Raw genomic sequence first — 26,733 nt, 5'->3', positions numbered from 1 at the left:
GCGCCGGATCGCGCCTCACTCAGCATCCTGTGCCGAACGCGTCGAGGAACTCGAGGAAATCCATCACATCAACGATCGTGTCGCCGTTCAGATCGGCGTTGGAGATCGCGCCGCATGGACCCGGTTGCGCCTCGCACTGCCCGAAATCATCAAGGAAGTCGAGGAAGTCCAGGACATCGAACTCGCCATCGCCGTTGTAGTCGGCAGGACACGAGGGATCACCGATCGTGAACGCGGGCGTCACGTAAGAGCCCGTGTTGCCCGAGGCATCGCGGATGGTCACGCGGATCTTGGCGTTCGCCGTGTCGATCGCGGGCGTCACCCACGTGTGCTGGCCGTCGTCGATCGTGCCGGTGATGATGTTGGTGGGGAAGGTCGCGCCGCCGTCCGTCGAAAGGGCGATGTCCGCGAGCAACGGCGACACGTCGTCGTCGGAGATCCACTCGATCGAGACACTCTGCCCCTGCGCGAACGTCTCGCCGCCCTGCGGATACTGGATGTACGCCGTCGGATTCGTCCCGCCCTTGTGAGCTGGGATGTGCATCACGATGCAGTGCATCACGCCCGCAGCAGTCACGAGATTCTGGCAGTTCACCTGCACGATCGTCTTGCCCGGCAGAGCCGCCTGCCACGTCGCCAGCGCCAGGTTGTTGTAGTTCGTGGGCGAGGTGATCGTCGAGTTCGTGTACGTCGGGATCAGAACCAGATCGTTGCACATCACCACGTTCGTGTAGGTGTAGTGAACGCCGCTCACCGTGCGCGCCGGTGTCCGATAGACCGTCCACCCCGCAGACGTGAACGCAGCTGCAACGCTGTCGCAGATCACGTCCTGCGTCGTGCCCGGCTGCGCGGGCCAGTCGCTGATGACGATCTTGTTGTCAGCGATGATCTGCATCCACATGTCGATGTGCTGCGTCGAGTCAACACTCGTCGGGAAGGGTGTGTAGAGCGTCGTGTCCAGGTTCTGGTACTGCTGCCAGTACGCCAGAATCTGCGACTCTGTCAGCGACGGGTTCTCGTTGTTGATCAGGCGCGTCGCGTGACCGTTGTTGTTCGCATCAAGGTGGTAATTGCCGCCGCCGTGCACCAGCGGCAACTGGTACACCTTCTGGCGACGGGTCGTCCCGCCGTAGTAAGCGTTCAGCAGATTGTCGTTCGGCCTCGGACGGTTGTAGGTGTGATCAACGATCGCACGCACATCGCCCTCGTAGATGTACCGAGGCCCATAGTCGCGGATCCAGATCGAATCCGTCGGCCGAACGACGTACTTGATCCGCGCAACGTTCGCACTCGAAGAGGCGAACGTCGACTGCACGGCCGTCCGCTCGGTCGTGTTGTCCACCACGATCCACACATCCGCGTTCCCTGTCGTCGTGATGTGCTCAACCATCGTCTTCTGGATCGCGTTCCACGACGCATCGCCCTCCCACGCGATGATGATCGATTCCATCGGCTCGTACTCGGCCACGCAGTGGACCGGGCCAACCGGCGAGCTCGCGGCACGCAGCACCGGAGCCGTGATCGGGTTCCGCTCCACCCACGCACGCTCCGCATCCGTCATGTTCCGCGGAATCGCCGCGCCCTCCGGATACGTCGGACGGGCCGGCTCCGCATCAGGCGGCACGGCGATGCCGGGCACCTGGGCGTTTGCAAGCCCGCAGAGAGTGAACAGAGCAAGAGCGGCCGAGCCACGCGCGATCGTGTTGCGATTCATCAGAGTTGGTCCCACCGAAAGAGCAGACGCCGCCGATGCGACGTCCTCGTGCGAGCGAGCGCCACGGCGGCACTCTCCTCCATCCAAAGACGTCCCAGGGCCGCGAAGCCCTGGGACGTGAGCATATCTCAAGCCGAGCCGAGAGATTCAGCCGCAACCGGTGCCGAACGCGTCAAGGAAATCCAGGAAGTCCAGGACGTCAACGAAGGTGTCCCCGTTGAAATCAGCGTCGTGCAGCCCGCACGGACCGGGCTGGTTCTCGCACTGACCGAAGTCATCCAGGAAGTCAAGGAAGTCCAGGATGTCAAACTCGCCATCACCGTTGTAATCCGCGGCACACCCGGGGCCCGGCTGGTTCACCGTCAGAATTGCTTCCGCCGATGTCACCACGCCGCAGTCGCCCGTGACCGTCACGCGATACGAGCCCGCGTCGGAAGCAGTGGTCACGGGAATCGTGTACGTGCTCGACTCCGCGCCGGGGATCACGACGAAGTTCTTCCGCCACTGGTACGTCAGGTTCGTGCCCGCAGCGACCACGTTGAACGAAGCGAGATCGCCCTCGTCCACCTCAAGCGAAGAAGGAGGCGTCGTGACCGAGGTCGCGGTCTTGATCGTCAGTGTCGCGATCGACGAGAGGACCGTCGAAGAGCAGTCGTTGTTGATCGACACGGTGTAGTTGCCGGCGTTCGCGCTCGTCACGCCCGTCAGCGTCAGCGAGCTCGAAGTCTCGCCGGGGATCACCACAAAGTCCTTGCGCCACTGATAGATGGGGTCCGTTCCCGAAGCAGTCACCGTGAACGTCACGTTCGATCCGGGGCAAACCGACTGAGAGAGCGGCTGCTGCGTGATCGTGATGCCGGTGCAACCGCCGCCGCCCGGGGGATAGTCGTACCCCATCGCATCAAAGACGTCGAGGTCCGACGTCTTGAAGAAGTTCGGATAGAAGGTCTGGCCGTTCGCGAAGGCCGGATCCATGATACCGATGTTCGCTGACTGCTCGCGGAAGTGCGACGCCTGATAGGGCGTTCCGTCCGACATGCGGTACTCGGCCCAGATGAAGTCGGTGTTGTGGTCGTCATTGGGCGTGTTGTAGTGAACAAGACGCGCCGTGGTCGTGAACTGGGCGTTCGTGTCGGGGTTGAAGTTGCCCGTGCCGTCCGTCCGCTGGAAGCGGTACAGATCCATCATCGCGAACTGGCCGCCCGCCTGATTGTCTGCAGCGGAGACGAACCCGAGCGCGTGCCCGACCTCGTGGATGATCACATCGACCAGCGAGATCTGCGAGCCGCCCACGCCGTTGGAAGGGTCGTAGTCGAAGTTGAACGACGAGTTGTACGTCATGTCGCCGTCAGAGCCCGACAGCGTGCCGACCGTTGCCTTGAAGTTCGCCCATGTCAGATCGATCAGCGTCTCGTTCGTCACCGTCGCTGTCGTGCCGTTGTACCGCACCGGCACGGAGGGAACCGGCGGCAGAATCGCCTGGATCGTGTCGTTCGCATCCATCCCGTTCACCAGCCCGTTCCGCACGTTCGTGTACGTCCGGTTGTTGATGAAGTTGGAGCCCGTCGCGCCGATCACGCCCGAACCCAGGTTCGCGAACGTCACGTTCACGGTCACCGTGATCGGGTCAGAGAACTGCGACTCAAGATACGCCTCAGCAGCCGCGAAGCTCGGGATCGCCGCTCCGGGCACGCTCCCGCCGAGCACGAACACGATGTTGATCCCCGCCGAGCGGCTCGGCGTATCAACAATCGTCACATCGCCGGCACCAATCTCGTTGCGATGGGTCAGGCGAATCCCTCGCAGCTCGTCCGCGCTGATCGGCGCACGGTTGAAACACATCGGACGCCAACGCTCCTCCAACTGGTCCGCGATCTCCTGCTGACCCGACCAATAGATCGATGTCATCTGAGGAGGCAACGGGAACGTCAACTGAGGATGCCCCTGGCGGAAGCCCGGGAACGCGGCAAAGTCCTCCAGCGTCTGAGCGCTCGCGCTCAACCCGCACAGACCCGCCGCCACAACCGCAACCAGACGTCCCACACGCTTATGACCCGCTGAGCTCATCTTCATGCTCCACTTCGAATGCCATCCACACACCCGGCACCGACCTCACTCACTCGGTCACCCGGGCCGAAAGCGACAAAGACACCACACCCGCCATTACGGCGACCACTATCCGATTCGGACAGCCCCTAGGGCTGGTTCCTCATCATCCAAACTCAATGCCCCAACACAAGCACTATCGGAGACCTACCTCCAACGATTCGATCACAAACTCATTCCTCCCTCTCCACACTCCCAAACAACGTCCAATAACCATCCATACCCTGCCCCACCTTGGCGTGGATCCGCCACCTCGGGGTCGCCGGGGCACTTTCCTATACTCCCGCCCCTGCCCGCACCCCATCCCGCGGTCGGGCGGCATCAAAGACCCAAAGCGATCCCCACCCGTGTCGGCGTCGGGGCACGCTCGTTCGAAGAAAGGCCCTCCACGTGTCAGCCCCTTCAGCATCAGCCAAGCACTACGACCTCATCGTCATCGGTGGAGGCCCCGGCGGCTACGTCGGCGCCATCCGTGCCGCACAACTCGGCATGAAGGTCGCCATCATCGACCGCGCCAAGCTCGGCGGCGTCTGCCTCAACTGGGGCTGCATCCCCTCCAAGGCCCTCCTCTCCAACGCCGAGCTCATGGAAAAGCTCGCCCACGGCGACTTCTGGGCGCTCAAACTCCCCGGCAAGGTCGAGTTCGACTGGTCCAAGGTCATCACCCGCTCGCGCGACGTCGCCAACAAACTCAACAAGGGCGTTGAGTTCCTGATGAAGAAGAACAAGATCGACCACTACGTCGCCCACGCCAAGGTGACGCAGGCATTCAAGGGCGCATCCAGCCCCTGCAAGGTCGAGATCTACGACTGCCAGGTCCAGGAAGAGCGCACCGACTCACCCGCGACCCCCGCCGCCAAGCCCCGCGAGACCATCACCGCCACCAACGTGATGATCGCCACCGGCTCCGTCGCCCGCGACCTGCCTTTCGCGAAGTTTGATAACGACAAGATCTGGGGCGCGCGCGAAGCGATGTTCAATAAAGAGAAGCCCCGCCGCCTCGTCATCGTCGGCGCCGGCGCGATCGGCATGGAGTTCGGTTACTTCTACCACTCCTTCGGCTCACAGGTCACCATCGTCGAGATGATGGACCGCATCCTCCCCGTCGAGGACGAGGAAGTCTCGAAGAAGATGGGCCAGCTCTACGCCAAGAAGGGCTTCACCCTCAAGACCTCCTTCGTCACCACCGCCATCGAGAAGACCGGCGACGGCGTGAAGGTCACCATCGCCCCCTTCGTCAACGGCAAGGCCGACGAGTCCAAGAAAGAAACCATCGAGGCAGACAAGGTCCTCCTCGCCATCGGCGTGAAGGGTCGCTACGACGGCCTCTTCGACGCCTCCCTCGGACTCGAGACCGTCAAAGACCACATCAAGACCGACTACCAGCCCGGCGTCACCATCAACCAGCCCGTTGACTACAAGACCAATCTCCCCGGCATCTACGCCATCGGCGATGTCATCGGCCCCCCGTGGCTCGCGCACGTCGCCGGCGAGGAAGCCGTCACCTGCGTCGAGCGCATGGCGTGGCGCATCGACCCCAAGAAGCACCACGAGCCGCTCCCCATCGACTACTCCGTCATCCCCGGCTGCACCTACTGCCAGCCGCAGGTCGCCAGCGTCGGCTTCACCGAGCAGGCCCTCAAGGCCAAGGGCCTCGTCAAGGGCAAGGACTACGAGGTCGGCACCTTCCCCTTCACCGCGCTCGGCAAAGCAATCGCCGCGGCACACACCGACGGCTTCGTCAAGATCATCCGAGGCCTCCCCCGTGGCGAGATCCTCGGCGCCCACATCATGGGCGATCAGGCTACCGAACTCATCGCCGAACTCTCACTCGCGCGTCGCCTCGAAGCCACCACCGAAGAACTCATCTACACCGTCCACGCCCACCCGACCATGCACGAGTCCGTCCGCGAAGCCGCCCTCGCCGCCGAAGGACGTGTCATCAACGCCTGACCGCCCCCGCCCCCTCCTTCCATCTCCATCCTTCCATCCACCCGATAACCCATGGACTGCAGTCCATGGGTTCTTTCCTTTCCATGTGACTGCACCGGGTCCATGTGACTGTGACGGGTGCCATCAGTTCCCGCCGAGTCCCCGAGGCGGAACTGATGCTCTCTCCCCCCTCGCTCCGGATCGCCACCAGTCTTCACTCAAAATGCCTTGCGTCGCACGATGACTCCAATAAACTAGCCCGACAACCCCAACGTAGGGCAGTTGCTAAGAGCGAGCGAGGGGCCGCCGTGGCCGAGTATGCGTTCATCTGTTCACCGCATCGTGCCCGGCGGCGGCATCGGTCCTGCGAGCGGCTGTCGAATGTGGAGTCTCCCATGAATTTCCGCGCCTTCTCCGCCATGTCGCGCCAGTGCTGGATCGTCGCCGCGACCTTGATCGCACTCGTCGGTGTCACTGCCGGAACAGCGCGCGCCCAATCCTGCGGCATGCAGGACCTCGGCACGCTGGGGGGGACCTGGGCTCGGGCCTTCAGCGTTTCCGCGGACGGCAGCGTGGTGGTGGGCGAGGCAACCAACGCCGCGGGCCAATACCGGGCCTTCCGCTGGACGGCCTCGGGCGGCATGCAGGACCTCGGCACGCTGGGGGGGATTCAGTCTAATGCCTGGGGCGTATCCGCGGACGGCAGCGTGGTGGTGGGTCAGGCACGCAACGCTGCGGGGCAACAGCGGGCCTTCCGCTGGACGGCCTCGGGCGGCATGCAGGACCTCGGCACGCTGGGGGGGACGTGGTCCCGGGCCTGGGAAGTTTCCGCGGACGGCAGCGTGGTGGTGGGCGACGCAACCAACGCCGCGGGGGACCAATATCGGGCGTTCCGCTGGACGGCCTCGGGCGGCATGCAGGACCTCGGCACGCTGGGGGGGAGTTCGGCTTGGGCCATCGGCGTTTCCGCGGACGGTAGCGTGGTGGTGGGCTATGCAGCCAACGCCGCGAACCAAGCTCGGGCGTTCCGCTGGACGACCTCGGCCGGCATGCAGGACCTCGGCACGCTGGGGGGGGCTCAGGCTTATGCCTACGGCGTTTCCGCGGGCGGCAGCGTGGTGGTGGGCGAGGCAACCAACGCCGCGAACCAAGCTCGGGCGTTCCGCTGGACGGCCTCGGGCGGCATGCAGGACCTCGGCACGCTGGGGGGGAGTTCGGCTTGGGCCAACCGCGTTTCCGCGGACGGCAGCGTGGTGGTGGGCACTGCAGGCAACACCGCGGGCCAACTGCGGGCGTTTCGCTGGACGGACTCGGGCGGCATGAAGGACCTCGGCACGCTGGGGGGGAGTTCGGCTTGGGCCGGCGGCGTTTCCGCGGACGGCAGCGTGGTGGTGGGCTATGCAGGAAACGCCGCGGGCCAACTGCGGGCGTTTCGCTGGACGGCTAGCGCGAGCCCCGCCGACTACACCGGCGACACCATCGTCGACATCCTCGACTTCCTCGACTTCATGGACGACTTCGCCAGTTGCAACGGCCAGCCCGCCCCCTGCGGCAACATCAGCAACCCCGACCTCAACGGTGACACCATCATCGACATCATCGATTTCCTCGACTTCATGGACGCCTTCGGCAACGGCTGCTGACACGCTCGACCCCCGGCCGCCCCCCTCGCTCATCTTCGGGAACGAGCGGCTCTGCGTCGATCCAGCGATGCCACAGGTCGTGGACAAAGCGTCAACCGGGATATCCCGGATACTGACGACAGACCGCATCCATCACCGCGCCGGCTCCGATTGCCTGCCGGGAGAAAGTGCATGAAGCCCATCCTCGCACTGTTGACCATTCTGACGCTCACGGCGGCCGCCACGGCGCGGGCCGAAGATCTGTCGACGCCCGGCCCGTACCCCGCCGGATGGCGCACCGTCACGGTCACCCGCCCCGACCTGACGACCTTCTCGGCCCGGGTCCACTACCCCGCCCTCGCCGCAGGACTGAACGCACCCCGCGACACCGCTCTCCCCCCGCTCCCGGCCGTCACCTTCGGCCATGGGTTCCTCACGCCCGTTTCGGCGTACCAATCCACGCTCCAGCACCTGGCCACCCGCGGCTACATCGTGATCGCCTCCGAATCGGAGGGGTCGCTCTTCCCCAGCCACTCCCGCTTCGCCAGCGACCTCAGCCACTGCCTCACGTTCCTCATCGAGCAGAGCCATGCCCCGGGCTCTTGGCTCGAGGGCGCTGTCGATCCGCTGCGCCTGGGCGCTTCGGGGCACTCGATGGGGGGCGGGGCAAGCATCCTCGCCGCCGCGGCAGACTCGCGCATCCGTGCCCTCGCGCCCCTCGCCCCCGCCGAGACGAGCCCCTCAGCCGCCGCCGCCGCCGCAAACCTCTCCATCCCCTTCACCGCCATCGTGGGAACGCGGGACACCATCACCCCCACCGCCAGCCACGGCCAGCTCATGTACAACGCGGCCCCGGGCCCGCGCCGCATGATCAGCCAGATCGGCGGCTTTCACTGCGGGTACATCGATTCGAGCACCTTCGGCTGCGACAGCGGGTCCATGTCGCGCGCGGACCAACTCGCCCTCACACGCGCCCTCCTCGCCGCCGTCTTTGACCTGCACCTCAAGGACGATCACTCCCGCGCCCCGCTCGTCTGGGACCCACAAGCCCAGACCGACCCACGCCTCGCGCTCGTCATCGACTCCCGGCTCGCCCTCTCCGCTCCGCCCGCACCGCTCTCCACCCGAGGCAACGCGCCCCTCGACATCCCCTTCATCGCCACCCTCTCCGGGCCGCTCCCCCGCACCCTCACGCCCGGATCAGAGTCGCCCTGGCTTCTCGCTGCGCCCGGCCCGGTCGGACCCATTGCCCCCGGCGACTCCACGCCGCTCGCCATCACCGCGCGCGTCCCGGCCAGCACACCCCTCCCCGCCACCACGTCCTTCAAGGCGTCGGTCCGGACAGAGGCCAACGTGTACGCCTACGCCGTCTCCACCCTCGCCGCAACGTGCCCCGCCGACTACACCGCCGACACCACCGTTGACATCCTCGACTTCCTCGACTTCTTCCAGGACTTCGGAACCTGCGACCAACTCCCCGCCCCCTGCGGCACGCTCGGCAACCCCGACCTCAACGGCGACACCATCATCGACATCATCGATTTCCTCGACTTCCTCGACGCCTTCGGCAATGGTTGCTGATACGCCTTGCGCGCTGCGTCCCGCAAACCCTGAGCTTTCGCGCAAACTTCTCTTGAATCCGACCCGGCCTCTCGGTAGTCTCCCGCCGGGAGGTGCTCCATGGCACTGTGTCTCGCTCAATCGTTGCGCGGCGTCGCCGCCGGACTCGGTCTGGGAATGGCCGCATCGTTCGCCGGGTTCGCCGAAGCCCGACCGATCCGGTACGAGTTCCGCATCGTCGCCACCGGCTCGCCCTCGGGTGAGTTCCTGAGCGTCTCACTGTCGAAGCCCTCGATCGGCAACAACGGTCGCGTCCTCTTCTCCGCGCAGTATCAGGACGCATCCGGAGCGGTGCTCCTCGAGGATCACGGTCTCACGTGGCGTCTGAGCACGGAAGGGCGCCAGCCCTCGTGGCAGAATCAGATAAGCCGCGATGGCCGCGTCGCGGCGTGGATCGAGGCGACGCCCGTCGGCGACCTCCTCAAGCGCTGGACAGATGGCAGCATCGACCTCTCCGAACCGGTCGCCGGCGCGATCACGCAGAACTTTCGAGTCGTCTGCAATGACGACGGGGCCATCGCGTACGACAACTACAGCATCATCCGGCGTCTCTCCGCCTTCGGCGTCGAGTCCACCATCGGCGGCCCCGGAAGCGACATCATCGCGATCAACGGCATCCCGAGCATGACCGATTCAGGCGACGTCGTCTGGACAGGGAACGGCAACACCACGGATGGACTCGTCGTCTGGCAGAACGACAGCGTCATCGTCGATCGAGACACTCTCGACCACACGAATCAAGTTGCTGCAAGTGGAACTGGGCTGGTTGCCTTCGTCGCAAAGCCCATTTCTTCAAGCTCGGCGCTGTCCACGCTTTACACATACGACAATGGCGTCATCATAACCCGCCACGCGACACTCCAGCAGTATCCGGGTGGCTCAGACTCTCACTTGGGAATCAATGACTTGGGAGATGTCGTTTACCCATCACAACCATCGGAGACGGAGCCCTACGGCTTGTGGGTCTATCGCGCCGATGGCAGCCGCCAACTCATCGTCGCCGAAGGCGATATCGTCACGGCGGGCGACACGTCCGTGCATGTGTGGCGTATCACACAGGATCGCACTGTCGGACCTCGTTCGATCAACAATCACGGGCAAGTCGCGTTCCTTTGCTGGAGCCCCGGCTGGGTCACCGAATACATCCTCGTCGCCACACCCGTCTATGTCTGCCCCGCCGACTACAACGGCGACACCACCGTTGACATCCTCGACTTTCTCGACTTCTTCGACGACTTCGGCCAGTGCGACCAGCAGCCCGCCCCCTGCGGCACACTCGGCAACCCCGACCTCAACGGCGACACCGTCATCGATGTCTTGGACTTCCTCGACTTCCTCGACGCCTTCGGCACCGGCTGTTGATCCGATCCGGCAGGTCGCGCCCTCGCTCGCAGCAAAGCCGGCGCGTCATCAACGCGTGACGTTTTGGGTGCCACCAGTTCCCGTCGCGGCTCGCGACGGAACTGGTGAACGCCCCCTCCTTCCTTCCATCTCCATCCTGATTCCCACCCGAGAACCCATGGACCGCAGTCCACGGGTTCTTCTTTTTCATGCGATGCAAAGCCGATCTCCTGTAAACTCCCACGGATGGCCGCACACACGCAACGCAGATCGCTCGCCGCACCACGCACCATGATCGCGCTCCTTCTCGCGATCGTCGCTGTCGCGCCCGCCGTCGCGCAGCCGGAGTCCGATCCCTGTCGCCCCGTGCGAGGGTGCGCGGTCCCCGCGCTCTCGTCGCTCGACGCGCTGATGCTCGAGTTTGTCTGCACCCGCAACATCGGCGCTGCCACCATCGCCGTCACCCGCAACGGCACCCTGATCTACGAGCGCGGCTTCGGCTGGGCCGACGAGGCCCGATCCCAGCCCATTGCCGCCAACGCGCTCATGCGCATCGCCAGCGTCTCCAAGCCGATCACCGCCGCCGCGGTGCGCGAACTCATCGCCGAGGGCGCGTTCACGCTCGACACCAAAGCCTTCAACCTCGGCCAGCCCGGAGGCGGCCTTCTCGACCTCGCGCCCTTCCCCTCGCTCGGCGATCCTCGCCTTGCCGATGTCACCGTCCGCCACCTCATCGAGCACAAAGGGGGCTGGAACCGCGACATCGCCGGCGATCTCACATATATGGAGATCGCGATCGCCTCCGCGATGGGAATCTCAAGCCCGCCGGGACGCGAGAACACCGTCCGCTATATCCTCGGCAAGCCGCTCCAGCACACGCCCGGCACCACCGAGTCATACTCAAACATCGGCATGCTCGCCCTCGGTCTCATCGTCGAGCAATATCGAGGCAAGCCGCTCCAGGAAGTGCTCGATCCGATCATGGCCGCCTCGGGCGTTGCGATCAACGACCACCAGATCGGGCGCACCTTCAAGGCCGATCAGGATCCGCGCGAGCCCTTCTACGACGCGACAGCACTCGGCCCCAACGTCTACAACCCCGGTGGCCCACTCGTCCGCGCACCCTACGGCACCTGGGACCACGAGGCCCGCGCAGGACAGGGCGCACACATCGCCACCGCCGCCGCACTCGCGAAGTTCGCGGCACACTACTACGTCAACGGTCCCAACATCGGCAGACCCCGCCCCGCCAACGACAGCGGCACCTGGCGATGGAACCACACCGGCTCCCTCGCCGGCACCAACAGTCTCATCCGCCAGCGCGGCGATGGCATCACCTACGCCGTAATCTTCAACAAGCGCGCCCCCAGCGGCGACTGGGCCGGACAAGCCCGCACCGCCATCGACGCGCTCTTCGACTCGGGCTCGATCTCATGGCCAACCACTCCCCCCGCCTGCTGCCCCGCTGATTACAACAATGACGGTGGCGATGACATCCTCGACTTCCTCGACTTCTTCAACGACTTCGGCCAGTGCGACCAACTCCCCGCACCCTGCGGCACACTCGGCAACCCGGACCTCAACGGCGACACCATCATCGACATCCTCGATTTCCTCGACTTCCTTGACGCGTTCGGACGGGGATGCTGACCGCACCGAGATCAACAGACACAGACATTCTGTAGATTCCGGAAGCGATGCCGGTCCACTTTGATAGAATCTTCTGTTCTCGTGCGGAATAGGAGGAGGCAGACACATGCAAGCACCCGACGCAGCGCACCGATGCCGCACGCTCGCGGCACTCGTTCCGTTCGCTCTCGCTCCTGCCGCAGCAATCGCCCAATGTGGCGGATGGGTCCATGACCTGGCGTCATACGGGTCCGCGATGACTCGCGAGGCAAGGATCGTCGAACTCCTCGATCGTGACGGTGCCGGCCCCGAACTCCCCCAACTCGTCGTCTATACTCAGGACAAACAACTCGTCGTTCGCGGCACACATGACTGGCTGTTCCTCAATCGACCGGACGCCCCGGAGGTTCATTCCATGTGGGCGTGGGATCCGGATGGGCCTGGGCCAGGCGATCCACGAATCTACCTTGGCTCGAAGCACGACGGCGTCTCTCCCGCTTGGTACCTCTCCTCCGTGCCGTGGAACAGGCCCGGGGAGACGACCGGTGCCCACACCGTCGGACCCGTGCCGGGGCCAGTGCTGGACATCATCTCGTGGGATCCCGACGGCTCAGGACAAGAACGCGAGACGCTCATCGTGCTGTGCAAGGACGCGCCGTACTCGGCCTCAGGCAGCGTGCTCATGTGGACCGCCACCGGCTGGACAAAGCTCGGAGAAACCATCCAGCTCAGCACCACCGTCAGACTCGCTGTCGAAGTCATCAACGCCACGCCCGCCGGAACAGCGAGTCTGCTCCTGATCGGTGATGCGACCCACAGCGGTATCCCCGGCGTGCGAGGCGTCCTCGTCTATGAAGACGGCTCTTGGCGACAGCTGGGAACGGGTCTCACGAGCGGCACGGTACGTGATGTCACCACCTGGGATCACGATGCCGACGATGCCACGCCGCGCCAACTCGTTGCATGCGGCACATTCACAAACTACATCGGTGAGCAGATACGTGGCCTTGCCAGATTCGACGGTTCAACGTGGCGAGCCATCGGCGGTGCCGTGCCAACGCTCTATTCAGTCTCCGCAACCACGGCTCCCGGCGATACGAGAGAGTCACTCCTGGTCGCCGGCCACTTCACATCGATCGGTGGCGTCTCATCAAACGGGTTCGCCGCGTTCGATGGTATCGCGTGGCGATCCGCGGGCGATATCGACTTCCTGCCCTACATCGATTCCACACGGATGTGGAAGTGGAGCCCGGACGGACCGCTCTCCAGCCCGCAGACACTCCTCGCTGTCCGCTACGCGACAACGATTTCCGATGTTCGGGGTGCCGGCGTGTACGCATGGGATGGCGCGACGTGGACGACTCCCGTCCCATTCATCGACGCGGCGTACTCGAAACAGGCAACTTGGGATCCGGACGGCCCCGGCCCGCAACGCCCCAAGCTCGTCTACTCCAGCGCGCAGTCGTATGACAACGGGTTGCCCGCACGACTCGCTCTCTGGGACGGCGTCGAATGGGAGATCCAGGATCCCGGCATCAACATGTCGATCATGTCGGATATCGCGGTGTGGGATCCCGATGGAGATGGGCCAGAGAAACCCCTGCTCGTCTTCGGCGAGCGGATGGCGGCAACCTGGGGTGCTCCGACTGTCCGCGTGTGGGCATGGGACGGCGAATCCCGATTCCAGCTCGGCGCTGGCTTTGTGAGAAACACCAATGCAGGGAGCATCGACCAACTCAAAGTTGTCGATTTCGACGGCGACGGCCCGTTGCCGCCCAGACTGATCGCACGCGGGAACTTCACCGCTTCCGGCACCAATACCGCGAGCTCGATCGCATGGTTCGACGGAGATCAGTGGTTGCCGCTGGGCAACGGACTGACGCACACAAGTCATAACTCGCTCACGATTCGCGACCTCGACGTCATGGACGCGGATGGGGATGGACCACAAGGTGCAGTGCTTCTCGTCGTGGGGACGTTTACGGTCGTGGACGATCCGGAGATCACGCATCTCGCGCAATGGGATGGTCAAACATGGTCCGCAGTAGGCGGTCCATTACCACCTTTCACGCACCACCCGAGTTATGTCGTGAGCGCGGACCCAGACGGCGACGGACCGCAACTGATGCAGCCGTGGATCGGTTACTCGGAGCGGTACGAGGAAATATGCAACGGGTGGTCTTGCGATGATTACCGCTACTTCACCGGCTATCGATGGGACGGCGGCATCTGGAAAGAAACCGTCACATACACATGGTGGTTCGAGAATAGTTGGTATTACACCTGGATGGGTCCTCCGCCATCTCGGCTCCATACGGTCCACGATCCCGACGGCATTGGTCCGGCCAGCCCGGTGCTCGCGTATGCAGGCGGGGGAACAACGTACCACATTGGTGCACGGGGACTTCCACAACCACTCGAACTCGTTGGAGGACCGTTCTGGCAGGTAATAGAGGATGGGATCCTCTACGACGATACTGTCATCTCCTCAATCCACTCATACGCGATCACCGACGATCGGGCCATCCTGTCATTCTGTGGCGACTTCGAGACACTCGTGATCAGGCCGTATCCCGAGAGTGAGGCCCGCCCCTCACGCGGCCTGGCTCGCTGGATGGTCGGCCCTCCGATTCTTGCAGATGAGCCCGAAGCTCGCCTCAACCCCACCTCACGGGCTGCGGGATTGACGGTGAGGGCCGTAGCCGGTGGCGATCTCAGGTACAGATGGCGACGCAACGGCGTGCCGCTCACGCCCGGTATCTTCCCGTGGGGAGTCGTCCACTCCCCCGCCGACCCCACGCTCGTGCTCTCAGCTCTCTCGCCAAACGAGGATGGTGAGTACGACTGCGTCGTGACGAACGACTGCGGAAGTGTGATCTCGCCCATCGTCCGCGTGCCGCCCGGACCAGTCTGCCCAGCGGACTTCAACGGAGACACACGTGTCGATGACGAAGACTTCTTCGCGTTCTTCAACGACTTCGGCCAGTGCGACCAACTCCCCGCCCCCTGCGGCACACTCGGCAACCCCGATGTCAACGGCGACACCATCATCGACATCCTCGATTTCCTCGACTTCCTTGACGCGTTCGGACGGGGATGTTGACCGCCTCGACCATCTCTCTCCCCGTCACAGAACCACGCCCCACCACGCAGATGGAATCTCGCACAACCATACTGCTCCCAAGCCGCAAGCCAGCCCGCACGCCCAACCCCCGGTCTCTGGGACTTTGGCTACGCATCTGTTCTCTCGATAATAAAATGCATGCGGAGTCCCATCGCGGTTCCGCATGAGTATCGGGAGAGACCGCGCGTTGACCGGTTGGAAGGAGAAAGTGATATGCGTCTTCAAAGAGCCATTCTGTCCTCCATTGCCATCGCGGGCATGGCTTCGCACGCCGCCGCACAGTGCGACCCGGCATGGGTCTCCGAGGGCGGCATCCCCGGTATCAACAACTTTGCCCACGCAATCGTCGCGTGGGATCCCGACGGCCCCGGCCCGCGCCCGATGGGCTACGCCGTCGCCGGAGAGTTCAACGTCGCAGGTGAGGGGCTTGTGAACCGCGTCGCGTTCTGGGATGGAAGCGAGTGGTCACAGATCGGCGAAGGGCTTGGAACCTTTGGAGAACGCGTCCGCGCGCTCGTGGTCACGCCCGACAACGAGCTCGTCGCCGCTGGCCAGTTCACGATCTCGGGCGCAACGCCCCTCAACAACGTCGCGAAGTGGAACGGCACAGCGTGGCTCCCCGTGGGCTCCGGCATCACAGGCAACATTTACGCACTGACCATCACCACCGCAGGCGACATTATCGCAGGGGGCAGCTTCCACACCTCCTTCGGCGCGCCCGCCAACGGTGTTGCCCGATGGAACGGCTCCGCATGGGTCGCCCTCGGAACCGGAATGCCGGACACCGGTGCGATCGTGCGCACGCTCGCCCCCCACCCCGCAGGCGGATTCGTCGCCGGAGGCACATTTACGCAGGCCGGCGCGGCCGCCGCACTGAACGTCGCGCGATGGAACGGCTCCGTATGGAGCGCGATGGATGCCGGACTCGGCGTCGCCGGATCCACCACCGTCTTCGCGCTCGCGACGCACCCCTCGGGCGACATCATCGCGGGCGGATCGTTCACCGCCTCCGGCGCAGCGCCCATCAACCGGATCGCGCGCTGGAACGGCTCCGCATGGAGCGCGATCGGCTCAGGCATGAACGGCCCTGTTGAATCGCTTGCCATCCTCCCCTCCGGAAACATCCTCGCAGGGGGCGGGTTCACCGCCGCCGGAGGCGCGGACTCAAATTACATCGCGCGATGGAACGGCTCAACATGGGTCGCCATCCCCTCCCCCGGCGGAGGCAACGGCCTCGCACAGAAGGTCACTTGCATCGGCACGCTTCCCGACGGACGCTACGCCGTCGGCGGCTGGTTCTACACAACAGGCGGCAGCGGCATCCTCGCGACAGGCCCAGGACAGAAAGCCGCAACGCTCATCGCCCAGCACGACGGAACAGGCTTCACCCGCATGGGTCGAGGCATCAACGTCACCACGAGCGCCGTGCTCGCCATGCCCGACGGCAGCGTCATCGTCGGAGGCGGCCATCTTTCCGCTGGCGACGCGGACGTGCGCTACGTCTCTCGCTGGCAGAACGGCGAGTGGTCCGCCATCGGCAGCTTCCCCGCAGATGCCTGCAACGCGCTCGCGCGCATGCCCAACGGCGATGTCATCGCTGGTGGCTCCGCGCCCTTCATGGTCTCAAACGTCAACCGATGGAACGGTTCCACATGGTCGCCCGTCGGCACCGGCCTCGGCTTCGGCATCGTGCGAGACCTGGTCGTCACGTCAGGCGGCGACATCTACGCCGCGGGCTCTCTCTTCTCGCACGGGCATATCGCACGGTGGGACGGCTCCGCGTGGACAGTGGTCGGAACCGGAGTCAACAACTCCACCGATGCGGTTGCGATCGGCATGACCGATGACATCTACGTCGGCGGCTCATTCACCAGCGCGGGGGCCATCCCCGCGAACCGCATCGCGCGATGGAACGGCTCCGAATGGACCGCGCTCGGCGCAGGCCTCAACGGCGATGTCTGGTCACTCGCTGTCATGCCGAATGGAGATCTGATCGCCGGTGGAAACTTCTCGGCATCAGGCGCGATCACAGGGCTCTCACGCATCGCTCGCTGGGATGGCGCAACCTGGCACCCGATGGGCTCAGGCATGAATCACATCGTCGAAGCCCTGAAAGTCCTTCCCGATGGACGACTGCTCGCAGGGGGTGCATTCACCATAGCAGGCGGCTCGCAGATCCGCGGCATCGCCGTGTGGGATGGCACATCGTGGTCCTCGCTTGGTGACGGACCGAATCCCCCCGTGACCGCGATCGATCTCCTGCCCGACGGAGACATCGTCGTAGCAGGCGGCTTCCAGATCGCAGCGGGCACCGCCGCCGGGTTCTTCGCTCGCCAAACCTGCAACGCCCCTGCCTGCCCCGCCGACTACACCGGCGACACCATCGTCGACATCCTCGATTTTCTCGATTTCTTCGACGACTTCGGCCAGTGCGACCAACTCCCCGCTCCCTGCGGCACACTCGGCAACCCCGACCTCAACGGCGACACCATCATCGACATCATCGATTTCCTCGACTTCATGGACGCCTTCGGCACCAGCTGCTGACCCTCTCGCCCCCCTGCCGCTCCTCCGCTACACTTCCTAAGCCGGTGTGTGTTTGGGTTCTTCTCTCCCCTATCGCCCGCTTTCCGGCAATCGCGGAGCAACACGACGGCCATCACCGTCGAAAGGGAGAGAAGAGGGCGGTGGATACAGCATCCCCCTGCGCGGCGTGTACCGGCGCAGGGGAGGGAGGCCGCATGGCTCAGTGCATCTCGCGTGTGAAGTCCGCCTACGCCCCGCGTCGCGCGTTCACCATCATCGAACTCATCGTCGTCATCCTCATCATCGTCATCATCTCCGCGATCCTGCTCCCCGCCCTCGGCGGAGCACGCAACGTCGCGCGCAAGACCGCCACCCAGAACCTCATCCAGCAACTCCTCAGCGCGGTCTCTCGCTTCGAGCAGGACCAGCGACGCCTCCCGGGATACTTCTCACCCACGGAAATGGGAAACAACGACCAGTTCGCCGGCACCGGAAGCGGCAGGGGCATGTCCTCCATGGAGAACGTCATGCTCGACCTCGCGGGAGGCGTCGTCCCGCGCTCCACAGCGGGATCGAGCGGCGGTGGTGGCGGCAGCGCGCCCCCGCCGTCCGTCCTCCCTGAGAACCTGGCCGAGCGCGTCGGCCCGCTTCGCTCCGTACCCGAGCGCGTCGACGTTGACACCTCCAAGATCGGGGTATCAACCAACGGCTTCGCCCCATACTTCGTCCCTGACAACAAGTTCTACCAGCCCCAGTTCTCACGAGGCAGCGACCGCCAGGCCCAGAACTCCGCCCCGCCGCACTCTGACGTCTCCTCAGCCGCGCGGCGCCAGCTCCCCGATCTCATCGACGCCTTCGGCACCCCGATCCTCGCCTGGGTCATGGACGATACCGCCACCCAACCCATCGCAGCTGAGACCGATTTCGCGCGGATGAGTTCCGGCCCGGCCCCAGGCACAGGCCCGCGCGCCCGCTTCTATTGGAACTCAAACTCCGCCTTCCTCTCCGCAAACGCCGTCGGTCCCAAGTTCGTCAACATGCCCGTCGAGAGCATGCTGGGCGGCGGTGTCGGCACACCGCTCTCCGACGCCGATCGCATCTCAACGCTCAACGGCCTCCTCGGCCATCCCGGCTACCCGGACGACCGATCCAAGACCGTGGCCAACATCCGACCCACCGCCGCCAGAGGCCGGTTCATCGTCCACTCCGCAGGCGTGGATGGCGTCTACCTCGGCGTGAAAGACTCCGGCGCGAAGCACGCCATCACCTCCGGAACCGCCAAGCGCCTCGCCTACGGCCTCAACTTCAAGAACCGCAGCGGCGCGGACCTCCTCGACGGCAAGGGCACACCCACAACCATCGACGTGCTCGACGACTTCGACGACATCGTCGTCTCCGGCGGCAACTAGAGCGGTTGAAGTTCAGGCGTAGCGGCTGGAGCGTCGGCGAGACAAGCGTGGCGCGGAGGCCGAAGCAGGCGTATCCCCAGTGATACGCCGATACAGGCCGACAATGCCACGCGAAGTCGCAGCCAGCTCCGGACGCTACGAATGGACTGAAACTGCTCTAAACCGATCCCCCCGTCCCGATCACCCTCACAGATTGAACGGCCGGCTTGACGTCCCCGGCCCTTTGTGCCACGCTGGCACCTGTCATGCGATGGGACGCTGCTGCCCGTGCCTGGACCGCGCTCGCCTGCCTCATCTGCGGGTTCGCGCTGGCACGCACTCTCGGCCTCACAGATCCCACCCCCTGGCTGATCCTCGCCGCGCTGCTCGCCTTCGCTTCATGCTTCATCAAGCGCCGCGCATACGCCTCATCCGTCATCATCGCGGCCCTCACACTCGGTGCCTCATGGTGGACCCTTCGCATCAACGCCCACCTCGCGAGCACCAGCGACGAGACAACCGAACTCCGTATCGTCCGCGGCACCGTCGCCGATGAACCTCGCCTCATCGATCCACGCGGCCCCATCTCCTTCGGTCCCGCCCTCCGCCAGTTCTTCACGCTCCGCACCGATGGCGGCTCCGTTCGTGTCCGCGTCACGGGTCGCCTCGAATCGCTGCGCATGGGCGATACCGTCGAGGTCCAAGGTCGCTGGATCCCGCTCCAGGGACCTCTGAACCCCGGCGAGCCCGACGCCCGCATCCGCGCCGCGCAAGACCGACGCCTCGGCAGCATCGAGACCACGCCCACACTCGTCCAGCACATCGCGCACACACCGACGCCGCGGGATAGTCTCGCGCACCTCGCATCACGCCTCAGAGCCCGCTCGCTCGCCGCGCTGACGCCATCCAAAGACGAAGACGAGAGCCCTTCGCAAGGGCTCGCCCTGACGCGCTCGCTCCTGCTCGGAGAAGACGAGACCGCGCTCGAGCCAGCCCGAGATGCCTTCACGCGCGTCGGCCTCTCGCACGTGCTGGCCATCTCCGGCTTCCACCTCGTCGTGCTCGTCTGGTCGATCACGCTCGCGCTCCGCACCCTGGGCGACAGAGGCCCGCTCGAGCCGCTCTGCGTCGCCGCACTCGTCGTGTTCTATCTCATGGTGGTCCCCGCCGAAGCGCCGATCCTCCGCGCCGGGGCGATGGCGATCTGCTTCCTGCTCGCCGACGCGCTCGGACGACGCCACGATCGCCTCGCGCTGCTCGGCTGGATCGCGTGCGCCCTGGCCCTCTGGAGACCCGCGGACGCGTTCTCACTCGGCTTCCAGCTCTCGGTTGGCCTGACGGCAACCCTGCTCTGGCTCGGCACATCGACTCACGATCGGCTCTGGGGCCCGCGCCTGAAAGGCACCGTCACCACCCCCGACCCCACGATCCCCGGCCGCCTGCTCGAAGGCGCAAAGTCGCTCGTATCGGCCTCTCTGCTCTGCTGGCTCGTCGGGCTCCCGATCATCGCGTGGCACACCGGCAACATCAGTCTGCTCGCGGTTCCCGCCACGCTCATCGTCGTGCCGATGTGCATCATCCTCATGTGGATCGGCTTCCTCGCCGTCATGGCTGGGCTGCTCTCGCCGTCGCTCGGGCACACCCTCGGCGGCATCATCGACTCGCTCGGAGGGTGGATCACCGACGTGGTCATCTGGTTCGACGAATCACCCTTCTCGCTCGTTCGCATCGCGCCGATCTCCATCCCGCTCGCCGGAGCAGCGGCCGCCCTCGCGCTCTGGTGGTGCGCCTCGGGCCGCTGGCGAAGCACCCGCCACTGGATCGCCACCCTGCTCCTGATCGCCTGGACCGGTCTCGAACTCCGAACCACATCCACGCTCCCGCGCGGCGTCGTCCTCCGCCTCGACTCGCTCGCCGTCGGAGACGGCTCGTGCCACATCGTCCGCTCCGGACGCGACGCCCTGCTCTGGGACTGTGGCTCTCTCTCCCGCTCGGACATCGGATCACGCACGCTCCCCCGCGCCGCCCGCGCACTCGGCATCACGCGCATCCCCCTCGCCATCCTCACCCACCCGAACATCGATCACGCCAACGGGCTCGTGGATGCCGCGCGGACCATGGGGCTCCGCACCCTCCTCATCGGTGACGCAACCATCGAGCACGCCGACGCATCACCACGAGGCCAGATCGCCCGCACCCTCGCCGAGCTCGAACGCCGAGGCGTGGCGATCCGTCGTATCAGCGCCGGCGATTCCCTCACCCTCGGAGACTCAATCGTGCACTTCATCTGGCCCGAAGATGGCTTCACCTCCAGAGAACCGAACGAACGCTCACTCGTCGCAGTCGTCCACCCGTTCCACCCGCCCTCCACACCCCCCACTCCCCTGAAGGCCGAAGCGCCCGCGTCGCTCCTCCTGACCGGCGACATCCAACAAGAGGCGATCACACGCATCATCGCCTCGCACCCCGGGCTGCGAGCCCGCGTGCTCGAAATGCCCCACCACGGCAGCGCGATCCGCGAGGCCGTCGATCTTCTCTTTCACACCGAGCCCGAAAGCGTCCACCAATCAACCGGACAGAGAAGATCCGCCGACCCGCGCATGCAGCACTGGCGCGGCATCTGGCTCGACGAAGGACGATCGTGGGGCGTCACCGCCACCGATGGCTGGATATGGAGCGAATCACTCGTGAACGGCGCGACAAGATCAGGAACGAACGCCGAGGCACGCGCTCGCACACGATAAGTCCGCCCGTCGCACGCGGACCGCTCGTTCAATCACGGCACCGCGACCAGAATATCCCGATCCGCCGTCGAGCAGTGCGTCGCCAGCCCCGGCAGGGCCGCAGTCAACCGCTTCGCCAGTCGCTTGAGATACCCGCGCTCCGTGTTCGTGTGGCCCGCCAGCAGCACGCTGCACCCGGCGTTGAGCATCTCCACCACCTCGTGGTGCTTCATCTCGCCCGTCACAAACACCTCGCACCCCTCACGCACAGCGGTCATCGCCAGTTCCGCGCCCGCCCCCGCCACCACGCCCACGTGCGTCAGCGGCTTGTCGCTCTCCACCAGCGCCATCCGCAGACGCACACGATCAAGATGCCCGCGCAGCCGATCACCCAGCTCCGCGATCGTCGCCGGACGATCGAGCACAAGCCGACGACCGACGCCGACATGACGCTCGGGCACACCCGTCAACTCGTACACATCGATCGCGGGCGTCTCATACGGATGGAACGACCGCAGCGTCTCCACCACCAGCGGCACCGCGCTCCGCGAGCAGACCATCTCAAGCCGCACCTCGCGCACGCTCTCCAGCCGCCCCGGCTCGCCGATCACCGGCTTCGAGCCCTCGCCCCCCAGAAACGTCCCCACACCCTCCGCGCCGAACGAACAGACGCGGTAGTTCCCGATGATCCCCGCACCGGCTGATGCCATCGCGTTCCGCAGCTTCTCCATCGCATCGCCCGCGGGCACGAACGTCACGATCTTCATCTCCTGCGTCTCGCTCGGCACCGAGCGAGGCGTCAACGCCCTCGAGTCGCCGTGGATCACGCCCTCCCCGTCCTTCGCACCCACATTCCCGCTCAACCCCTCGCACAACCAATCCGTCAGCCCGCCCGGCGCGGCATCCAGCGACGTGTGCGGCGAATAGATCGCGATCCCCGCCCCCGCCGCACGAAGAATCACACGCCCCTTCGGCGTCTCGTCGGTGATCCGCTCCAGGGGCTTCCAGATCGGCGGGTGGTACGCGATGATCGCGCCCGCCCCCATCCCCATCGCCTCGTCCATCACCTTCTCGGTCAGATCGATGCAGAACAACACCGGCCCGCGCAGCGCCTCACGCGGCGAGCCCACCATCAGCCCCACCTTGTCCCACGGCTCGGCATTCGACAGCGGGGCAATCCTCTCCAGCGCATCGATCAGGTCCTGCACGAGCATCGTTGTTCTCCGGTCGGTGTCCCCGATCGTAGGGAAACCGCGGAGCCATCGGAGCCGAACGAACCGCCCCGACATCCCCACGAATGGAGCAATGCCGGGGCGGTCAGAAGGGCTTCAAACGATGATCCGGACGCCCAAACCATCAGCGCCTGCGTCGCGCCGCAACACACCCGGCCGCGCCCAGCAACGCCAGCGAACTCGGCGCGGGAACATCCCAGATCCGGAACTCGCTGTTGATGCACGAAACCAGCGGAGCACCGCCGAAGGCGGTCGAGTAGAAGCCGAAGACCGTATAGCCGCCCGCAACCAGCGACTCATGCGACCACGTGAGGCGGTACGTTCCGGCCGGGATCGTGCCGCTCCTGCTGAAGTATTCGACCCAGTCGCCGGATCCGTTGATCGAAGCACGCGCCTCATTGACATAAGCGAAGCCCGTCCCGAGATCGATCAACTCATGAATCGCGGAGACCTCGTTGTACGCGCCCGTGTTGTAGGTGTTCCCCTGCCACCCGCCGATCCAGGACCAGTTCATCGGCCGAGAGATAGAAAACTCGATATGCCCGTTGGCCCAGCCCCACGCCACTTCAAAGTCGTGCTGCGTGACCCCGCTGCCGATATCCGACGCAAAGACCTCCGCAGAAGTGCATGCGTCGAGGATCGCGCCACTGAACGGACCGCCGAGGCCCGGACTCGATGGGAGATATGTCGCCCCCAGATGAGCGAAACCCCTCGCCTCAAAGCCGTCATCCCACATCCAGTGGTCCTGAATCGCGGAATAGTTCGTGCCCCGGAAAGTGTCCGGGGTCAAGCCCCATCTGTCCGTGTACGGACCGCCCGCTGAGTACCGCACCCCCGCCCCCGTTCTGTTGTCGGTCCATAACAGCGTGCCCTGTGCCGATGCGAGCAAGGGCGACAAACCGAAAAACGCGACGAACAGAGCAAGTGATCGAGATCTCATTGTCAGCCTCCTGGGTAAAGACACTCCATCACGCGGCCACAGAAGGAGTTCGCGTCCCGCACCCCAATCTCTCACCCCGACGCAATAAAAACAGCCCGTGCATCGCAACGCACGGGCCGGGAAGCGCCAACCACTCTTTCCAACACCGAACCGCCGACCCGATCACTCCCGCGCCAGCAGGTCGATCTGATACCGCATGAACGCCGGCGCCTCAAGCCCCGTCACGATCCGCCAGAACGGCTCCGCGTCGTGCTCGCTGAACCATGTGCGGCACTGGCCCGAAGGGTCCTCCGCGTACATGTCCATCGCCGGCCCCCCCACCAGAACCACCCGATGGATCAGCAACAGATCGTCGCTGGCATACTCTGACTCCGCGGCAACCCCCGCCATCGCATCAACCAGACGCCCGAACAAGCGGTGGTTGCGCTTCAGAAGCGCGTCCGCATCGTTCCATATGTAGTAGCGAAACTTCGAGGCCGGACGCCCACGCAGCGTGTGCCGATGCCGGAGGAGCGCCGTCACACCCCGAGAACCGTCGATCTTCCGCTCCAGCGTCGGACCGGGAACAAGCCGCTCCAGCTGATCGCAGAAAGAATCGAGATCCGTGATGTGCTCGCCCATCAGCGGGCAAACTTCAGTGTCCCGCATGCTTCCGAGGAACTGCCCGAGCGCGGCTGCGAACTGACTTCGCCGGCGCGGCGCGTCCGACCACGCCACCAGATGGGACTCATCCATCAACTGCGTGACGGACGGCTCCCAGTCCGTGACGGCAAAGAGCAGATCGGTTTGTCGGGTGATCGCGCTCATCGCCGGTACAACTCCCCGAGGCCAGGGATTGGCGACACACCGATACCCGTCGAACCGAGCGTACACAGCCCGATCCAATCGCTTTCAGCGGACGCACCGAACGTAGTGTGCCTCACGGTTTGAGTTTGGCCACCCATATGGCCGCGCCAAACCGCAAATCCTGCCGACAAAGGTCCGATTCCGTGAATTGACCCCATCTCTTGCTGGCTCCGCCAGTTCCATCTCGCGCCGACAGCACCAACGGGCACAACCAGACCCGCTGCGCCACCGTCCCGTGCGCTCCATCGCCGAGACCTCAATCCGCGGCACATGCCGCCGAACGCGGCGACAGAATAGGGATCCCCTACCTGTCACGCAAGTTATGGGACGATGAAACCGCTTCGCCTGAGCTCGCGCCCAGCCGGCTCGACCCGTGATCAAAGGCCTTGCGCGAATGAACCCCATCCCACCGTGCGATCGCGCAACTCGCCAAGCCGTGCGCGATACGCCGACGCCGGGATCTCCCGTGCCCCGAATCGTGCCAGGTGCGGATTCCAGATCTGCGAATCCAGCAGCTCAAACCCGCGCTCGTTCAGATGGCGGATCAGATGGACCAGACACACCTTCGAGGCATCCGTTCCACCCTCACCCGGCCTCGAGAACATCGACTCACCGCAGAAGACAGCCCCGACGGCGACCCCGTACAACCCACCCACAAGCAACGCCCCCTCAGGCCCATCCACCCACGCTTCCACCGAGTGCGCGTGAACGCCGTCACGCTCGCCGCTCACATGCAGCGCGGTATACAACGCAGCAAGAGGCGGAGAGATCCACGTCCCACCCTCACGCTCCTCCGCGCACGCCTCGATCACCCGACCGAAGCACACGTCGCTCGTGATACGAAACCGGCCGGAACGCACACGCTGACGCAGCGAACGAGGGATCCGCAGACCCTCCTCCTCACGCAGCGGCACAATCGCCCGGGGATCCGCCTCATACGCGTTGATCTCCCCACGTTCCTCGTCGGCCATCAGAAACATGCCGCGCCGATAGAGATCACGCAGCATCGCGACCGCATCGCTCCTCTCACGCTCTGCGCGCTTCGGTTCCACAGCGCATGAGCGTAGCGAGCACCTCGCGGAAAGCCCCGAACTCAGAGTCGGCGGCGACTCACGCCGCGGGCGTGCCCTTCACGGACTGGGGCTTCGGCGCATCCTCCGGGCTCTCCGGCCCGGGGTCGGGCCGACCCAGCGCGCGAGCGACAAGTCCGCCTCGCGTCGAAGCGTTCAACTTGCGATGGAGCGACTTCACATGGTCATGAACCGTGTGGGGGCTCCTGCCGAGAACACCCGCGATCTGCTTGACCGACCGCCCCAGGATCAACTGCTCGAGCACCTCCTGCTCACGAGCGGTGAGCCACGGCGCACTCTCGCACGGCGCGTTCCCGAGCGCCATCGAGGCCCGGCGAGCCAGAATCGGCGCACCCGCGTCGAGCGCGTGCGCGATCTCATCGATGCTCGACGCCCCGGACTCCGGAACCGCCACAAACAGCACCAACGAACACCCTGGCGCGGCACCGGGCAGATGGATGAACGAAACCACCACGCGCGAGGCGGGCGCATCCAGCGCATCCGTCGGCAGCGGGGCTCGCGTCACCTCAGAAACCGGCAGAGCGCTCAGACGCCCGCTCACATGCCCGGACGCGGCATGCTCGCCGGGGCTGAACCCGATCGATGCCAGCCGCTCCATCCGCGACCGCGCCGAGACCTCTTCGTTTGAACGAATATTGATCGCGTGCGTCGGACAGGCCGCGTAGCCGCTCGTCTCAGAGGCCACGATCCGCCCGCTCGGCTCCACCATCGCGACGATCGCGCCTGCCCGAGAGCCGGGGCAGAGGCCAGCCGCAGCCGAAGCAACACGCTGGCACCAGTCCGGAGTCGCAACCGCTGGCAACTCGCAAAGCGTCGCGACATACGAGGCAACACGGCTGTACGCGTTCATGGAAATATCTGATGGCGTCATGGTGTAATGCGATGCGTTCAGTGTGCCT

The 26,733-nt window shown here is 65.1% G+C and carries 16 protein-coding genes; 9 read left to right on the top strand and 7 right to left on the bottom strand.

Annotated features, from left to right (window positions below):
- Positions 1–19: 19 nt before the first annotated feature.
- Together KF838_14085 and KF838_14080 are read right to left on the bottom strand one after the other, a co-directional pair.
- Entirely contained in the window at positions 20–1,714 is a 1,695-nt protein-coding gene (locus tag KF838_14085) for an agmatine deiminase family protein (protein QYK47906.1), read from the bottom strand.
- Between the two features lie 147 nt (positions 1,715–1,861).
- Positions 1,862–3,787 (bottom strand): NF038122 family metalloprotease, encoded by a 1,926-nt coding sequence (locus KF838_14080; protein ID QYK47905.1) that lies wholly within the window; start codon positions 3,785–3,787, stop codon positions 1,862–1,864.
- Positions 3,788–4,210: 423 nt separating this feature from the next.
- Between KF838_14080 and lpdA the strand changes: the two genes are divergently transcribed.
- The 9 genes from lpdA (at position 4,211) to KF838_14035 (ending at position 21,746) form a co-directional block, all read left to right on the top strand.
- Positions 4,211–5,773, top strand: coding sequence for a dihydrolipoyl dehydrogenase (gene lpdA / locus KF838_14075; GenBank protein ID QYK47904.1), 1,563 nt, complete (start codon positions 4,211–4,213; stop codon positions 5,771–5,773).
- Positions 5,774–6,147: 374 nt separating this feature from the next.
- Positions 6,148–7,395 carry a hypothetical protein gene (locus KF838_14070; GenBank protein ID QYK47903.1) on the top strand — a complete coding sequence of 416 codons (1,248 nt, stop codon included), beginning with the start codon at positions 6,148–6,150 and terminating at the stop codon, positions 7,393–7,395.
- 171 nt (positions 7,396–7,566) lie between these two features.
- A complete protein-coding gene (locus KF838_14065) occupies positions 7,567–8,955 on the top strand; it encodes a hypothetical protein (protein QYK47902.1) in 1,389 nt (462 codons plus the stop codon).
- Between the two features lie 99 nt (positions 8,956–9,054).
- Positions 9,055–10,356 carry a hypothetical protein gene (locus tag KF838_14060; GenBank protein ID QYK47901.1) on the top strand — a complete coding sequence of 434 codons (1,302 nt, stop codon included), beginning with the start codon at positions 9,055–9,057 and terminating at the stop codon, positions 10,354–10,356.
- 225 nt (positions 10,357–10,581) lie between these two features.
- A complete protein-coding gene (locus KF838_14055) occupies positions 10,582–11,985 on the top strand; it encodes a beta-lactamase family protein (GenBank protein ID QYK47900.1) in 1,404 nt (467 codons plus the stop codon).
- Between the two features lie 106 nt (positions 11,986–12,091).
- Positions 12,092–15,067 carry a hypothetical protein gene (locus KF838_14050; protein QYK47899.1) on the top strand — a complete coding sequence of 992 codons (2,976 nt, stop codon included), beginning with the start codon at positions 12,092–12,094 and terminating at the stop codon, positions 15,065–15,067.
- Positions 15,068–15,301: 234 nt separating this feature from the next.
- Entirely contained in the window at positions 15,302–17,635 is a 2,334-nt protein-coding gene (locus tag KF838_14045) for a hypothetical protein (GenBank protein ID QYK47898.1), read from the top strand.
- Positions 17,636–17,829: 194 nt separating this feature from the next.
- A complete protein-coding gene (locus KF838_14040) occupies positions 17,830–19,023 on the top strand; it encodes a prepilin-type N-terminal cleavage/methylation domain-containing protein (protein ID QYK47897.1) in 1,194 nt (397 codons plus the stop codon).
- A 245-nt stretch (positions 19,024–19,268) separates the two neighbouring features.
- The gene (locus KF838_14035) at positions 19,269–21,746 is read left to right on the top strand and encodes a ComEC/Rec2 family competence protein (GenBank protein ID QYK47896.1); all 2,478 of its coding nucleotides are present in this window, start codon (positions 19,269–19,271) and stop codon (positions 21,744–21,746) included.
- A gap of 32 nt (positions 21,747–21,778) precedes the next feature.
- Here KF838_14035 and KF838_14030 read toward each other — a convergent pair whose 3' ends face one another.
- The 5 genes from KF838_14030 to KF838_14010 all read right to left on the bottom strand — a co-directional run bounded on the left by KF838_14030 (position 21,779) and on the right by KF838_14010 (position 26,684).
- On the bottom strand, positions 21,779–22,939 hold the full coding sequence (locus tag KF838_14030; GenBank protein ID QYK47895.1) for a Nif3-like dinuclear metal center hexameric protein: 1,161 nt from the start codon (positions 22,937–22,939) through the stop codon (positions 21,779–21,781).
- Positions 22,940–23,081: 142 nt separating this feature from the next.
- Positions 23,082–23,897 (bottom strand): PEP-CTERM sorting domain-containing protein, encoded by an 816-nt coding sequence (locus KF838_14025; protein QYK47894.1) that lies wholly within the window; start codon positions 23,895–23,897, stop codon positions 23,082–23,084.
- Positions 23,898–24,059: 162 nt separating this feature from the next.
- Entirely contained in the window at positions 24,060–24,704 is a 645-nt protein-coding gene (locus KF838_14020) for a hypothetical protein (GenBank protein ID QYK47893.1), read from the bottom strand.
- A 416-nt stretch (positions 24,705–25,120) separates the two neighbouring features.
- The gene (aat, locus tag KF838_14015) at positions 25,121–25,750 is read right to left on the bottom strand and encodes a leucyl/phenylalanyl-tRNA--protein transferase (protein QYK49842.1); all 630 of its coding nucleotides are present in this window, start codon (positions 25,748–25,750) and stop codon (positions 25,121–25,123) included.
- A 103-nt stretch (positions 25,751–25,853) separates the two neighbouring features.
- A complete protein-coding gene (locus tag KF838_14010; GenBank protein ID QYK47892.1) occupies positions 25,854–26,684 on the bottom strand; it encodes a hypothetical protein in 831 nt (276 codons plus the stop codon).
- Positions 26,685–26,733 lie beyond the last annotated feature (49 nt).

The sequence above is a fragment of the Phycisphaeraceae bacterium genome, from assembly GCA_019454185.1.
Taxonomy (GTDB): Bacteria; Planctomycetota; Phycisphaerae; order Phycisphaerales; family UBA1924; genus JAHBWV01.
This window is presented reverse-complemented; position numbering and strand designations above follow the sequence as displayed.